The organism is Pseudoalteromonas sp. SWXJZ10B, assembly GCF_015864475.1.
GTDB lineage: Bacteria > Pseudomonadota > Gammaproteobacteria > Enterobacterales > Alteromonadaceae > Pseudoalteromonas > Pseudoalteromonas arctica.
Genome location: NZ_JADYXD010000040.1, coordinates 1 through 13,885 on the forward strand (window position 1 = coordinate 1; position 13,885 = coordinate 13,885).

Consider the following 13,885-nt stretch of genomic DNA (forward strand, 5'->3'; position numbering starts at 1 on the left):
CCCGATGGGTTAAGCCAAAACCATCTAAGTATCCCCATAAAAAGAAAAATGCCAGTCAGCTTAACTGACTGGCATTAAGCTATTTGCTCCTTTAAATATGATTCGCTATTATTTTAAAAAGTAACTTAATGGTACTTTTTAAAATTTAGGACCGCCGCCGCCCATCATTCCAGGTGGTAACATGCCTTTCATACCGCGCATCATTTTAGTCATGCCGCCTTTACCTTTCATTTTTTTCATCATTTTTTGCATTTGCGTAAACTGCTTAAGCAACTTATTAATCTCTTGTACTTGTGTACCAGAGCCAGCTGCTATGCGTTTTTTACGCGAACCTTTAATGATTTCTGGGCGTGCACGCTCTTTTTTAGTCATAGAGCTAATAATAGCTTCCATTTGGATAAATGTTTTATCACCCATTTGACCTTTAACAGCATCTGGTAAGTTAGACATACCAGGGAGCTTATCAAGCATTGACATCATGCCACCCATGCTTTTCATTTGCTTTAATTGGTCAGCAAAATCATCAAGAGTAAAACCTGCGCCTTTAAATACTTTTTCAGCAACTCTAGCAGCTTGCTCTTTATCTACTTTCATCTCGACTTCTTCGATTAATGAAAGTACGTCACCCATGCCTAAAATACGCGACGCTATACGGTCTGGGTGGAAAGGTTCAAGTGCGTCAGTGCGCTCACCCACACCCATAAACTTGATAGGCTTGCCAGTGATGTGACGAATAGATAAAGCAGCACCACCACGCGCATCACCATCGGTTTTTGTTAATATAACACCGGTAAGTGGTAATGCTTCGTCGAATGCTTTAGCTGTATTCGCCGCATCTTGACCTGTCATTGCATCAACAACGAACAAGGTTTCAATTGGATTGATTGCTTTATGAAGATCTTTAATTTCATCCATCATGTTGCTATCAACATGTAGACGACCTGCAGTATCAACAAGTACTACATCTATAAATTTCTTTTTAGCATGAGAAATTGCAGCGGTTGCAATATCAACTGGCTTTTGCGAAATATCACTTGGGAAGAAATCAACATCAACTTCTGCTGCAAGCGTTTCTAGCTGTTTAATCGCCGCAGGACGATAAACATCGACACTTACTACAAGTACTGATTTCTTTTTTCGCTCTTTTAAAAACTTAGCAAGCTTAGCTACACTGGTGGTTTTACCCGCACCTTGTAGACCCGCTACCATTACAACGGCTGGCGGTTGCGCATTTAGACTTAGCTCTTCATTAGCCTCGCCCATTGCTTTTTCTAGTTCTTCACGCACTATTTTTATAAATACTTGGCCTGGGCTTAAGCTTTTTGTAACTTCAATCCCAACTGCGCGTTCTTTAACTTGTTTTACAAAGTCGCGAACAACAGGCAATGCCACATCGGCTTCTAAAAATGCCATACGCACTTCGCGAAGTGTGTCTTTTATGTTGTCTTCCGTCAGACGGCCACGGCCACTGATATTTTTTAAGGTTTTACCTAATCGTTCTTGGAGGTTCTCAAACATGTAACGGTTCCGATAAGACGTTTATATCAATCCATTTAAATTTTACGATTAATTTGATTTTTCAATTAACCTAGATTGACTTATTAAGTTTCAATTAAAAGTAGTATACCGTATATGGCGTCTTACAATATAGTGTTCAAGTGCACCTTGATGAGTTTCTTTTTTTAAGGTCTATGCATTTGCTTTGCTATAAAATACAATGGCTATATAACAACAAGGTTTATTTTGTCTCAAATTAAGTGGCCCAAGCACAATGCTGATTATTAGTTTAACTATTATTGCCAGTTTATTTTATGTGTTAGCAACGTCTCACGTGCTTTCACGCCTGTTTCATCAACAAGGCCCAAGCCAAAAAGTAACTGTTATTTTAAGCACGGTTGCTATAGTGGCGCACATGCTGCTGTTAGTTAACTCTGTTTTTAGAGCCGACGGTCAAGATTTAAGTATCGTAAACGTCGCTCTTTTGACGTGCTGGGTGATTGTGGTCTCGGTGACGGCTGTCTCGCTAAAATTCCCTGCAACTTTATTGTTGCCCGTTGTTTATGGTTTTGGTGCCTTACTAACCATTGCCAGTTTATTTATACCTCATCATATTTTATTGCAAAGTATCAATATTGAGGTGGGTTTAGTAACGCACATCTCTTTATCTTTGTTAGCCTACTGTATTTTAATTATCGCTACTTTATACGGTGTACAGTTTTACTTTATTGATAAACGTTTAAAACGTAAAGATTTAGCAATTGTACATAGCCATCTTCCGCCTTTAATGGTTGTGGAGCGCCAGCTTTACCAACTTCTTAATTTAGGCACTATATTACTCACATTTGCATTACTTTCAGGGTTTGTATTTCTTGATGGAATGTTCGCTAAAGAGTTCATTCATAAAACAATATTATCGTTAGTTGCGTGGGCTATTTTTGCCGTTGTAGCTATCGGGCATATGAAAAAGGGTTGGCGCGGTAAACCGGTGGTTATTACAATCATGGTCGCTGCATTTGTCCTCACACTCGCTTATTTTGGCAGCCGTTTCATACAAGAAGTGATACTAAATAAGTTTTAACTTGACTCTGCTTGCTCACTCTAGCTTAATACGCATTGATTTATAAGAAAAGGATCCATCGTTGGACGACATATCGACAAGTACCCTATTTATCATTTTAGGTTTTTTGGTGCTTTTTTCTGCTTATTTTTCTGGTTCAGAAACCGGAATTATGTCAATCAATCGTATACGCCTGCGACACCTCGCTAAAGAGGATCATCGTGCAGCTAAACGAGTCAGTAAATTACTTAGCCGTCCAGATAGGCTCATCGGTTTAATTTTAATCGGTAATAATCTTGTTAATATAGCAGCAGCCCAAGTTGCAACCATTATAGGTATTCGCCTTTACGGTGACCTAGGTATTGCTATAGCAACGGGCGTGTTAACTCTAGTTGTGCTTATATTTGCCGAAGTAACACCTAAAACCCTTGCTGCCCTCTACCCTGAAAAAGTTGCTTTTCCAAGTTCAATAATACTTAAGGGATTACTAAAAATTCTGTTCCCTTTTGTCGTGGTTATTAACTGGATGACAAACGGTATACTGCGGTTATTTGGTATTAGTGCTGCTCAAATCGACGAACACAGCATGAGTAAAGAAGAATTAAAAACAGTACTCAATGAGTCAGGCGCACTTATTCCTGCTCGTCATCAAAGTATGCTGACTTCAATTTTAGATTTAGAACAAGTAACCGTTGAAGATATTATGATCCCACGAAACGAAATTGTGGCCATTGATATTAATGACGATTGGAAACTAATTAGTCGCCAGCTTACCCATGCGCAACATACTCGTGTGTTGTTGTATCGCGATAATATAGATGATGCAGTAGGTTTTATTCACTCTCGTGATGCGCTTCGTCTACTTACAAAAGAGCAATTTGATAAACCCTCTTTGCTACGGGCTGTACGTGAAATTTACTTTATCCCTGAAGGAACATCACTAAATACTCAGCTATTAAAGTTTCAGCAATCTAAAGAACGCATAGGCTTAGTGGTAGATGAGTATGGCGACATCCAAGGCCTAGTGACCCTAGAAGATATTTTAGAAGAAGTTGTTGGCGATTTTACAACTACGCAAACTCGTACGCCGAGCGAAGAAGTAGAAACACAAACTGATGGCTCATGTATTGTGGATGGCGGCGCTAACGTACGCGATTTAAATAAAGAAATGGGTTGGGATTTCCCGCTCGATGGACCTAAAACTTTGAGTGGTTTAATTGTTGAATACTTGGAGAATATTCCTGATGCAAATATTAGTCTGCGTATCGCGGGATATCCTATTGAAGTACTCGAAGTAAAAGAAAATATGATAAAACAAGTGAAGATACTGCCGAATAAGCGTTCTCGCTAAATAAAAAAGGAGCCAATTGGCTCCTTTTTTATATCCATTAATAATTATCTAGCCAAATATAAGACGTTCAAACCAACCTTTATCAAGCTCTTCTTCGCAGTGTTTTAATTGCGCACCATAACGGCTCGCTCTGTGCTTAACTTTGTTCGCAACACCCATTAGCCACTTTTTCTTTTTGTACGTGCCACGCTTATACCCACCCCAACCTTCATGATAATTAAGGTATTGTGCGTAAGCATCCCATTTAGATATTTTATTTACTTTATGCGTTTTATAAACAAACCACGCCATAAAGTCGATTGCATCGTCAAAGTCATCTCTATCAGCACCGTTGTTGCCTGTTTCACGAATATAATCAGACCATGTTGGTGTTTTAGCTTGCGAGTAACCATAGGCATCACTTGCGCGACCGGTAGGAATTATCCATAAAAAGTACTCCATAGGCGGAGCGGCATCATGCTTAAATGAGCTTTCTTGGTACATCATACTCATGAGTACATGCTTGGGAGAACCCCATTTTTCTTGTGCATCTTTTGCATCGAAATACCAATCGGGCTTTTCTTCAAAGATTTTACATAAATCGTTAGGTTGCTTTGGGGGCGCTGTAGCACAACCGGCTAAAGTAATGGCGAGAGATAGGATAATTGCATTTTTTTTCATTTTTCTAAGATCTCACAGAACTTTTCTAAAAAGTGTGGGTCTGACTCAATGAATGCACCAGTACAGCATTAATTCATCCCTGAATATATTTACGCAGCCAACTTAGGCTGCGTTTTTTTGCTTAAATGTTGCTAAATACTAAGGTTATTTACCGTCAAAATACGCATCTAAAAACGCGGTAAATGACTGGGTATCTGCTTGCTCAATTGCAGCTTGTGCTTCGTTAGACTCTACAACTTGTTGTTCCAGCCAAGGCTTTAAAAACTCGCTGTAGTCAGTATCTGCGTGGCTTTGCTTATATTTACTAGCCAATGCTAGTGCAAAGTGACCGTTGTCTAAACCAGACTCTTTTAATTGTGACACGTAACGTCCAGAGTAAGTAAGCTCTGGATTATGTATCCACGTTGCCATGCGCTTTATAGTATCTGAGTAATAGTTAACACCATAAGCATTATCCATCCATTTAGCGACATCTGTAAGCTGGGTAAATATTTCATCGCCCCACGACTGAAGGCTACGCTGTGTGTTATTAAAGTTAAGCATTAGCCCTTCTTCTCGACCTTGGTTTACTACTGTGTCGAGATTTTCAGTACTACGTGCTTGTTCTTTCCAATCCATTGGAGCTGAATCTTTTAATAAACAATACGTTAAAAACACATCTAAAAAGTGAATTTGCTCAATATCAATACCAACTTCGCTAAACGGGTTAACGTCTAATGCGCGAATTTCTACGTATTCAATGCCTGCTCGAAGCAATGCATCCGTTGGCGTTTCGCCACTTTTCGCATTGCGCTTAGGACGAATTGGCGAGTAAAATTCGTTTTCAATCTGCAGAATATTTTTATTTAACTGCTTAGGGTTTTCACTCTTGTAGTCATCAAGATCACCATAAATTTCTGATGGTGTGTTGATTGCTTTTTTAAGGCCCGCTACATATTCATCTAACGAGTTATACATTACGCGTAGTGACGACTGAGCGCTATTTGTATAACCTAAATTACCTAAACGCAGTGCTGTACCAACTTCTAAGTAAAGCGTGCCTTTACCTAGTTTTTTAAATGGTAAGTCAGTTTTTCGACCTTGCAAAAATGAGTTACACAATGCTGGCGATGCGCCAAACATGTAACTTATTAGCCATAGTTCGCGTTTAAAGTTACGAATAAGCGATAAGTAGCCTTCTGAAATAAAATCTTGAAGGCTTGCATTGCTTTTTTGTAAAGAATGAAGTGACTGCCAAAGCGTATCTGGGAATGAAATATTAAAGTGAACACCTGCAATTGCTTGCATCATACTACCGTAGCGATTTTTTAATCCTTCACGGTATAGTGTTTTCATTTGACCAGTATTTGAACTACCAAACTGAGCTAGCACTATATCGTCTTGGTGCTCAATAAAACACGGCATGCTAATGGGCCAAAGTAGTTCATCGCCCATTTTTTCTAGAGTGAACTTTTGAAGGTCTTTTAATTGCTTAAGCGTTTGCGTTGACGATTCACTAACTGGAGTAATAAATTCAAGTAAAGACTCGGAAAAATCAGTTGTGATATGGCCGTTAGTTAACGCACTGCCCACACCTTTTGGGTGACCTTGAGGTGATATTGCACCATTATCTTGTATTCTTAGCGACTCTCGCTCTATGCCACGTTTAATGCCTTTAACTGCATGTTGGTGCTCATTTACTGATAACGCTTCAAGTGCGTTAGTTAAATCATGTGTTGTCAAAAAATCTTTCCTCGGGCCACGTGGCTTAATCATAAGGTTATGGGGGCTAATTACTTAGACTCAAGATTAATACCAATTTTATTGAAAATATGATCATTCTATCGCATTAAATAGCGCACTCACTGCGTTAAAAATTATTCATATAGAACAACTATATGTCATAATTTTCGCCTTGTTATTGTGCTATTTTCTTAGCGCTATAATTGATCACTTATTTAATGCAACTGGTATAAATTGCTAGAACAATATAATTTTTCTAAGTTAATAATTATTTACCCACTCTATACATGCGCTCAATATGACCAACATCATTATATTAAGTCGTAATATTGCCATTGCTCTGGGCATTATACAAATGCTTTAAATGCGTATTTAAGTATAAATTAAATACGCAAAATATAAGCCTAAAATAATAGACCGGAACTTATTTAAAATGAGTTCAATTTAGCTACTCGATATTTAAATTTGATCTAGATCAATAAAAACAATTATTTGCCTTATGAGCATAAAAGGAAAGACGCTATTTTTTGCTTTGTAGTGTGTAACCAATATAATGACAGCAACAATAAAGGATGATAATAAACATAATGCACAATGATAAAAGCTTAAAAAATAAAGAAGTATACTTTGATGAGTCACAAGAGCTTGTTTCTACTACCGACCTCAAGGGTGTAATAACATACGTCAATCAAGAGTTTTGCTCTGTAGCAGGTTATAGCGCACAAGAGCTTATCGGTCAGCATCATAATATTGTTCGTCACCCTGATATGCCAAAAGCGGCCTTTAAAGAAATGTGGGCAACATTAAAACAAGAGCACTCGTGGCGCGGCATGGTTAAAAACCGCTGTAAAGATGGCCGTTATTATTGGGTAGATGCCTTTGTAACCCCTATTTTTGAGCATAGCCGACTTGTTGGTTATCAATCAGTAAGAACTAAAGCAAGCTCTCAACTTAAGCAACGTGCACACGCTCTTTACAACAAAATAAATGCCAATAAGTCATCATTTAAACTACGAGAACACACCACAATAAGACAAGGCATTACTTTTATATGCCTATTACTTTGGCTGATTTTTATTGCTGTTACGGGATCAATCTCTTTAGCTGTAATTAGCCTATTGATGTGCGCCTTAGTTATTGCGCTAAATTATGACGAACTGATTGTTACCCCTAAAATATTACGCGAACAAAAAGCAAAAGCCGATTCAATCTCTCGCTATATTTACAGCGGCCATACACCGCATAGCGTAAGTGATTATAGAGAGCAAATGCTAAGCGCAAAATTGCGCACGGTTCTTGGCCGTATGAAAGACTCCACATTAAGCTTTAATGGCATCGCAACTGATCTAGATAAACAATCTACGCTTACTGAAAAAGGCATTTTTTCGCAAGGTGAGCGTTTAGAACAAATTGCATCAGCGATGACTCAAATGAGCTCTACCATTGGTGAAATATCAGTAAATACCGCTCAAACAGCTGATAAAGTGAATAACACCCATCAAAGTTGCTCTGAAATAAAAGACCATATTGCAGATAATAGTAAAATGGTATCTGATTTAGCTTTTCAAGTAGAAAAGGCTGCAACCACAGCCACCAGCTTAGCCTCTGAAGCAGATAAGATTGGTAAAGTAATGAGTGAAATAGAAGGAATTGCCGATCAAACTAACTTACTTGCCCTTAATGCAGCGATTGAAGCAGCTAGAGCGGGAGAGCATGGTCGAGGCTTTGCTGTAGTAGCCGACGAGGTAAGGACCCTTTCGTCACGTACTCAAAATGCTACAACACAAATCCACAGTTCTATTAAAGAAATACAAGATACTTTATTTAGCTGGTCTAAAGTAATGCAAAGCACTAAAGCACAAGCCGATAATTGTGTGCTGACAACCGATAAAACTCAAGTTGAATTAGAGGGGATTTTTATCCAAATCAGTGAAATATCTCATTTAGCAATACAAATATCATCTGCTGCAGAAGAGCAACAAATGGTTAGTAATGATATTAGTAATAATGTTTCGCAAATTAAAGACTTTGGAGATAACAACTTAAGCTTAAGCTTTAATGTGGCAAAAGGAGCAGCTGAACTTGTTGAAGGTTCACGTAGGGTGAACGATTTATTACTAACTTTTAAAGTTTAACAAACATAAAAAAGCCGCTATTTTAGCGGCTTTTGAGTTTAATTATTTACAATTAACGCTTGGAAAATACCAGAGAGTCGTCATTTGCATCAATAACGATCACGCAACCTGGTAAGTAGTCTCCATTGAGTAACTTTTGTGCCAGCGGGTTTTCAATCGTTTGTTGAATAGCACGCTTAAGCGGACGTGCACCGTACACAGGATCAAACCCACTTTCTGCAATTCGCTCAAGAGCTGCATCGCTTATTTCAAGCAGATATCCCATCTCAGTTAAACGCTCACGTAATTTCATTAACTGAATATCAGCTATTTCTTTTATATGCTCGTTTGCTAACGGGTGGAACACGACAGTCTCGTCTATACGGTTAATAAATTCAGGCCTAAACTCATTAATTAATACTTCCATTACTTTAGCTTTAAGGGTCGTGTAATCATTATTACCCGCTTGCTCTTGGATAATATCTGAGCCTAGATTTGAGGTCATGATAATAACGGTATTTTTAAAATCAACGGTTCTACCCTGCCCGTCTGTTAATCGGCCATCATCTAATACTTGCAGTAAAATATTAAACACATCAGGATGCGCCTTTTCTATTTCATCAAGCAATATCACTGAGTAAGGTTTACGACGAACAGCTTCTGTTAAATAACCGCCCTCTTCGTAACCCACGTAACCTGGAGGAGCCCCTACTAGACGTGCGACTGAATGTTTTTCCATAAACTCAGACATGTCGATACGCACCATGGCATCTTCGGTATCAAACATAAAACCAGCCAGTGCTTTTGTCAGCTCGGTTTTACCCACACCAGTTGGACCTAAAAATAAGAAAGAACCAATAGGACGATTAGGGTCTGCAAGCCCGGCACGTGAGCGTCGTATTGCGTTAGAAACAGCAACAACCGCTTCATCTTGCCCTATTACTTTACTGTGTAACTTATCTTCCATTTGCAGCAGCTTTTCACGCTCACCTTGTAGCATTCTTGCAACAGGAATTCCTGTCCAGCGAGACAGTATTTCAGCAATTTCATCCTCACCTACTTGGTTTTTAAGCAGGGTCATTTCTTGCATTTCGGCTTGTGAGGCTAAATCAAGTTTTCGTTCAAGTTCTGGAATTCGCCCATATTGCAGCTCTGACATACGCTGTAAATCACTTGCTCTTCGCGCTACATCTAAATCTAATCTTGCTTGTTCAAGCTCGGCTTTAATTACTTGCGTGCCTTGAAGTGATGCTTTTTCAGCATTCCATATCTCGTCTAGCTCACGATATTGCCCATCAAGGTCGGTGATCAACTCTTGCATTTCAGCTCGGCGTTTTTGACTTGCTTCGTCTTTTTCTTTCGCTAGCGCATTATCTTCTAACTTTAGCTGGATGATACGGCGTTCAAGCTTGTCTAACGATTCTGGTTTGGAGTCAATTTGTAATCGAATTGAAGAACCCGCTTCATCTATTAAATCAATCGCTTTATCGGGTAACTGACGGTCACTAATGTAACGATGAGATAACTGCGCCGCAGCAACAATCGCGGGGTCAGTAATTTCTACTGAATGATGTAACTCATATCGCTCTTTTAAGCCACGTAATATTGCAATGGTATCTTCAACAGATGGCTCTTCAATAAGTACCTTTTGGAATCGACGCTCAAGAGCTGCGTCTTTTTCTATATATTTACGGTATTCATCAAGCGTGGTTGCGCCAACACAGTGTAATTCACCGCGTGCTAATGCTGGCTTTAACATATTGCCTGCATCCATGGCACCGTCACTTTTTCCTGCACCTACAATAGTATGTATTTCATCAATAAATAAAATGACTTGGCCTTCTTCTTTAGCCAATTCGTTTAATACTGATTTTAAACGTTCTTCAAATTCGCCACGGTATTTAGCACCCGCAACTAACGCCCCTAAATCAAGTGATAGTACGCGTTTATTTTTTAATCCTTCAGGTACTTCACCATTAATAATACGCTGTGCTAACCCCTCGGCAATTGCTGTTTTACCAACACCTGGTTCACCGATTAATACAGGGTTATTTTTAGTGCGGCGTTGTAGTACCTGAATCGTGCGGCGAATTTCGTCATCGCGACCAATAACGGGGTCAAGCTTACCTTGCTCTGCTCGCTCAGTTAGATCAATCGTGAATTTTTCAAGCGCTTGACGTGTTTCTTCGGCATTTGGGTCATCAACTTTTTGACCGCCGCGAATCGCTTTAATTGCAGTTTCAATTTTAGTCGAGGTAATATTTAACGACCTAAATATATCGCCAAGTGGACCTTTATCATCGCATGCCGCCAGTACAAATAATTCACTTGAAATATATTTGTCTTTGCGTTTTTGCGCGTACTTATCACATAGATTAATAAGTGATGCCATATTGTTTGATAGCTGGACGTCGCCACCTACACCTTCTACTTTAAATAATTTTTCTATTTCTTGTGAAAGCTTGGTGTTGAGTTCGTCAGCGCTGACACCCGTTTGTGCAAATAATGCACGTACACTAGAGCCACTTTGCTTTAGCAATGAATACATTAAATGTACGGGTTCAATAAATTGATGATCGCGACCAAGGGCTAGCGATTGCGCATCAGAAAGCGCAGATTGAAATTTACTTGTAAATCTATCTAAACGCATGGTGTTACCTATTAAATAATCTAATTGCTTAATTAATGGGTATGTTTAGGTATTTGTTCAAGGTGTAGGGGGAAATATAATGATTAAAGATGTGAATTACTTGCGCCAGATCAAACTAGCCATACGTCCAGTTTGTCCATCTCGTCGATAAGAAAAAAATAAGTCACTTTGAGAGACTGTGCAGTAGTCGCCACCCGTAATATTTTTAACGCCTTGCTGGGTAAGTAAAGTACGCGCAATACCATAGATATCAGCAAGATATTTACCATTAGTTTGTAGTGTAAATGCTTGAATAAATAAAGGGGACCTTTTTTGAAATAACTCAAACACTTCAGCCCCAACCTCAAATCGAGTTGGCCCAATTGCAGGCCCTAGCCACGCATTTATATTTTCACACTTTGAGCTAAAACATTCCAAAGTATTTTTAATAATTCCCTGCTCAAGCCCTCGCCAGCCGCCATGTATAGCTGCAACTTCCTTTTCATCATCACTCACTAATAAAATAGGTAAACAATCGGCGGTCATTATAGCCAAAGGCTGATTTAATAACTGAGTATAAAGCGCATCAGCATCGTGTAACTCATCAAAATCAAAATATTCATCAACAATAACAACATTAGAGCTATGAATTTGATTTAGCCACACGGCAGGTTTAGGTAGGAGATTTGTTAATAATGAGCGGTTTTTTGATACATGATTTTGATTATCACCAACATGGAATCCCAAATTAAAACTTTTAAATGGGATTTTTGAAACACCACCTCCACAAGTAGTACTTAACGTTCCTACTTTATGAAGGTTTTGCCATGTCGCTGACAATAAGTGCATTATCTATCGATATCAGGATTAGCTTTGGTATCTTCACGTAATGCGAGTGTCATAGCAACCATATCGTCTGGGATAGGTGCTTGCCATGTCATCATTTCACCCGTAATTGGATGCGCAATACTCAATTTTACAGCATGTAGTGCTTGGCGTCTAAAGCTACGAAGTAACTCAAATAACTCAGGTGTTGCACCTTTAGGTGGACGCGGACGGCCGCCATAAGATTGATCGCCAATTAGCGGATGATTTAAATGTGCCATGTGCACGCGAATTTGATGCGTACGACCTGTTTCTAAGCGCAGGCGTAAACGAGTATGAGCACGGAATTTTTCAGCAACACGGTAATGTGTAATTGCCGGTTTACCCAGTTCATGTACTGCCATATGCGTACGCTGAGTCGGATGGCGGCCAATTGCTTTTTCAACCATACCACCTGCGGTCATAGTACCATTACACAGTGCTTCATATTCACGCGTAAAGTTTTCACGCTTTTGCAGCGCTGTCACTAAATGCGTTTGTGCTGGAATCGTTTTAGCTACAACCATTAAACCGGTCGTGTCTTTATCTAAACGATGCACAATACCCGCGCGTGGTACGTTAATTATTTCAGGGTAGTAATGTAGTAATGCGTTTAGCACTGTTCCATTAGGATTACCCGCACCGGGGTGAACCACTAGGCCCATTGGTTTATTAATTACCAAAATATCATCGTCTTCATAAACAATGTTTAATTTGATATCTTGTGCTTCGTATTCGCGTGGTGCTTCAATTGTTGTTTCAACACTTACAACTTCACCACCTAGTAGCTTTTCGCGTGGAGTGTTGAAAATTTCACCGTCTACGGTGATTTTATCATCCAATATCCACGTTTTTATACGAGAACGTGAATAATCAGGGAACAATTGTGCTAATACTTGGTCTAGACGTTTACCACCTAATTCGGTTGGAACGTCGGCTTGAAGAGAAATTTGCTCTGACATTAGTAACTTTACCCAATTTACCAGTGCAAGCTTTGCTCGACTGGGTTAGAATCGCTTTTAATAAAAGCATAATATAATACGCATAGTTTACTCGGTTTTACCGACTTGGCCTAGCCGAAGACATCGAAGGTAACAAATAAAATGATAAATAAAATAGGGAAACGTGCATTTGCCATTGTTTTTTCAGTTTCTGTACTTAGTTTAGGCGCTTGTTCGTCTGCTCCAGACCAAGAAGACATTCAACGTGTACCGAATAAGTCTGCACACGCTTTATATGAAGATGCAAAAGAAACACTAGATTCTGGTTTATATGCTCGCGCAATTGAACTTTTGAGTGCAATAGATTCTCGCTACCCGTTTGGCCCATTCTCTAAACAAGTACAAATGGACTTAGTGTATGCACATTACCAATCAGGTAATACTGAACAAGCACTTGCAACCATTGACCGCTTTATTCGCTTAAATCCAAACCATAAAGACCTAGATTACATGTATTACATGCGTGGTTTAGTAAACATTAAAGCAGATAAAAATGCGTTCCAAGAGTACTTTGGTGTAGATAGAGCTGATAGAGATGCAAACCGTACACGTGTTGCATTTACCGATTTATCGACACTAGTAAAACGCTTTCCGAAAAGTGATTACGCGCCTGAAGCTAAGCGTCGTTTAGTATGGCTTTTAAATCGTATGGCACGTTATGAATTAAAAGTAGCCACTTACTATTATGAGCGTGAAGCTTATTTAGCTGCTGCTAATAGAGGTAAGTTTGTTGTTGAGCACTACTCACAAAGCAGTTACTTGGATCCCGCGCTTGAAATGATGGAAAAAAGTTACGACCAATTAGGTTTAACTGAGCTTAGTGAGCACGCAAAGCAAACACGAAGACTAAATAAAAGAACTAAATAAACAAAAAGGCGCTTAGTAAGCTGTCTCTTGATCACAAGTCTGGCTCAAGAGATTTTGCTAAATCGTAGCCTTCCAGGATGGCTTGTAACTTAAGCCATCCTTGCCATAACACTTTCACAG

10 protein-coding genes are annotated in these 13,885 nt (G+C 39.2%); 4 read left to right on the forward strand and 6 right to left on the reverse strand.

Annotated elements, in window-relative coordinates:
- Positions 1-138: 138 nt before the first annotated feature.
- On the reverse strand, positions 139-1,518 hold the full coding sequence (gene ffh / locus I6F54_RS19805) for a signal recognition particle protein (RefSeq protein WP_197142751.1): 1,380 nt from the start codon (positions 1,516-1,518) through the stop codon (positions 139-141).
- A gap of 253 nt (positions 1,519-1,771) precedes the next feature.
- Here ffh and I6F54_RS19810 point away from each other — a divergent pair, with 253 nt between their 5' ends.
- Together I6F54_RS19810 and I6F54_RS19815 are read left to right on the forward strand one after the other, a co-directional pair.
- Positions 1,772-2,578: a cytochrome C assembly family protein gene (locus tag I6F54_RS19810; RefSeq protein WP_024593585.1), complete on the forward strand. Its 807-nt coding sequence runs from the start codon at positions 1,772-1,774 to the stop codon at positions 2,576-2,578.
- A 61-nt stretch (positions 2,579-2,639) separates the two neighbouring features.
- Positions 2,640-3,908: an HlyC/CorC family transporter gene (locus tag I6F54_RS19815; RefSeq protein ID WP_024593584.1), complete on the forward strand. Its 1,269-nt coding sequence runs from the start codon at positions 2,640-2,642 to the stop codon at positions 3,906-3,908.
- Positions 3,909-3,956: 48 nt separating this feature from the next.
- Here the strand turns inward: I6F54_RS19815 and I6F54_RS19820 are convergent, their stop codons facing one another.
- Both I6F54_RS19820 and gshA read right to left on the reverse strand, forming a co-directional pair.
- Positions 3,957-4,568, reverse strand: a complete 612-nt coding sequence (locus I6F54_RS19820) for a transglycosylase SLT domain-containing protein (RefSeq protein ID WP_010554629.1) — start codon at positions 4,566-4,568, stop codon at positions 3,957-3,959.
- Between the two features lie 144 nt (positions 4,569-4,712).
- Positions 4,713-6,290: a glutamate--cysteine ligase gene (gene gshA, locus I6F54_RS19825; RefSeq protein ID WP_165729582.1), complete on the reverse strand. Its 1,578-nt coding sequence runs from the start codon at positions 6,288-6,290 to the stop codon at positions 4,713-4,715.
- A gap of 587 nt (positions 6,291-6,877) precedes the next feature.
- Here gshA and I6F54_RS19830 point away from each other — a divergent pair.
- Complete coding sequence (locus I6F54_RS19830) at positions 6,878-8,425, forward strand: methyl-accepting chemotaxis protein (protein ID WP_165729583.1); 1,548 nt, start codon at positions 6,878-6,880, stop codon at positions 8,423-8,425.
- A 52-nt stretch (positions 8,426-8,477) separates the two neighbouring features.
- Here the strand turns inward: I6F54_RS19830 and clpB are convergent, their stop codons facing one another.
- The 3 genes from clpB to rluD form a co-directional block, all read right to left on the reverse strand.
- On the reverse strand, positions 8,478-11,054 hold the full coding sequence (clpB, locus tag I6F54_RS19835) for an ATP-dependent chaperone ClpB (protein WP_007581388.1): 2,577 nt from the start codon (positions 11,052-11,054) through the stop codon (positions 8,478-8,480).
- Between the two features lie 96 nt (positions 11,055-11,150).
- Complete coding sequence (pgeF, locus tag I6F54_RS19840; RefSeq protein WP_165729576.1) at positions 11,151-11,882, reverse strand: peptidoglycan editing factor PgeF; 732 nt, start codon at positions 11,880-11,882, stop codon at positions 11,151-11,153.
- On the reverse strand, positions 11,882-12,859 hold the full coding sequence (gene rluD / locus I6F54_RS19845) for a 23S rRNA pseudouridine(1911/1915/1917) synthase RluD (RefSeq protein ID WP_007581384.1): 978 nt from the start codon (positions 12,857-12,859) through the stop codon (positions 11,882-11,884). Before rluD ends, pgeF begins: the two co-directional genes overlap by 1 nt.
- A 141-nt stretch (positions 12,860-13,000) precedes the next feature.
- Between rluD and I6F54_RS19850 the strand changes: the two genes are divergently transcribed.
- Positions 13,001-13,765, forward strand: coding sequence for an outer membrane protein assembly factor BamD (locus tag I6F54_RS19850; RefSeq protein ID WP_007581382.1), 765 nt, complete (start codon positions 13,001-13,003; stop codon positions 13,763-13,765).
- Positions 13,766-13,885: the final 120 nt, after the last annotated feature.

Coding starts and splice junctions, on each gene's coding strand:
- I6F54_RS19850 (WP_007581382.1), top strand. CDS start 13,001: ATGATAAATAAAATAGGGAAACGTGCATTTGCCATTGTTTTTTCAGTT.
- pgeF (WP_165729576.1), bottom strand. CDS start 11,882: ATGCACTTATTGTCAGCGACATGGCAAAACCTTCATAAAGTAGGAACG.
- I6F54_RS19830 (WP_165729583.1), top strand. CDS start 6,878: ATGCACAATGATAAAAGCTTAAAAAATAAAGAAGTATACTTTGATGAG.
- ffh (WP_197142751.1), bottom strand. CDS start 1,518: ATGTTTGAGAACCTCCAAGAACGATTAGGTAAAACCTTAAAAAATATC.
- I6F54_RS19810 (WP_024593585.1), top strand. CDS start 1,772: ATGCTGATTATTAGTTTAACTATTATTGCCAGTTTATTTTATGTGTTA.
- I6F54_RS19820 (WP_010554629.1), bottom strand. CDS start 4,568: ATGAAAAAAAATGCAATTATCCTATCTCTCGCCATTACTTTAGCCGGT.
- rluD (WP_007581384.1), bottom strand. CDS start 12,859: ATGTCAGAGCAAATTTCTCTTCAAGCCGACGTTCCAACCGAATTAGGT.
- clpB (WP_007581388.1), bottom strand. CDS start 11,054: ATGCGTTTAGATAGATTTACAAGTAAATTTCAATCTGCGCTTTCTGAT.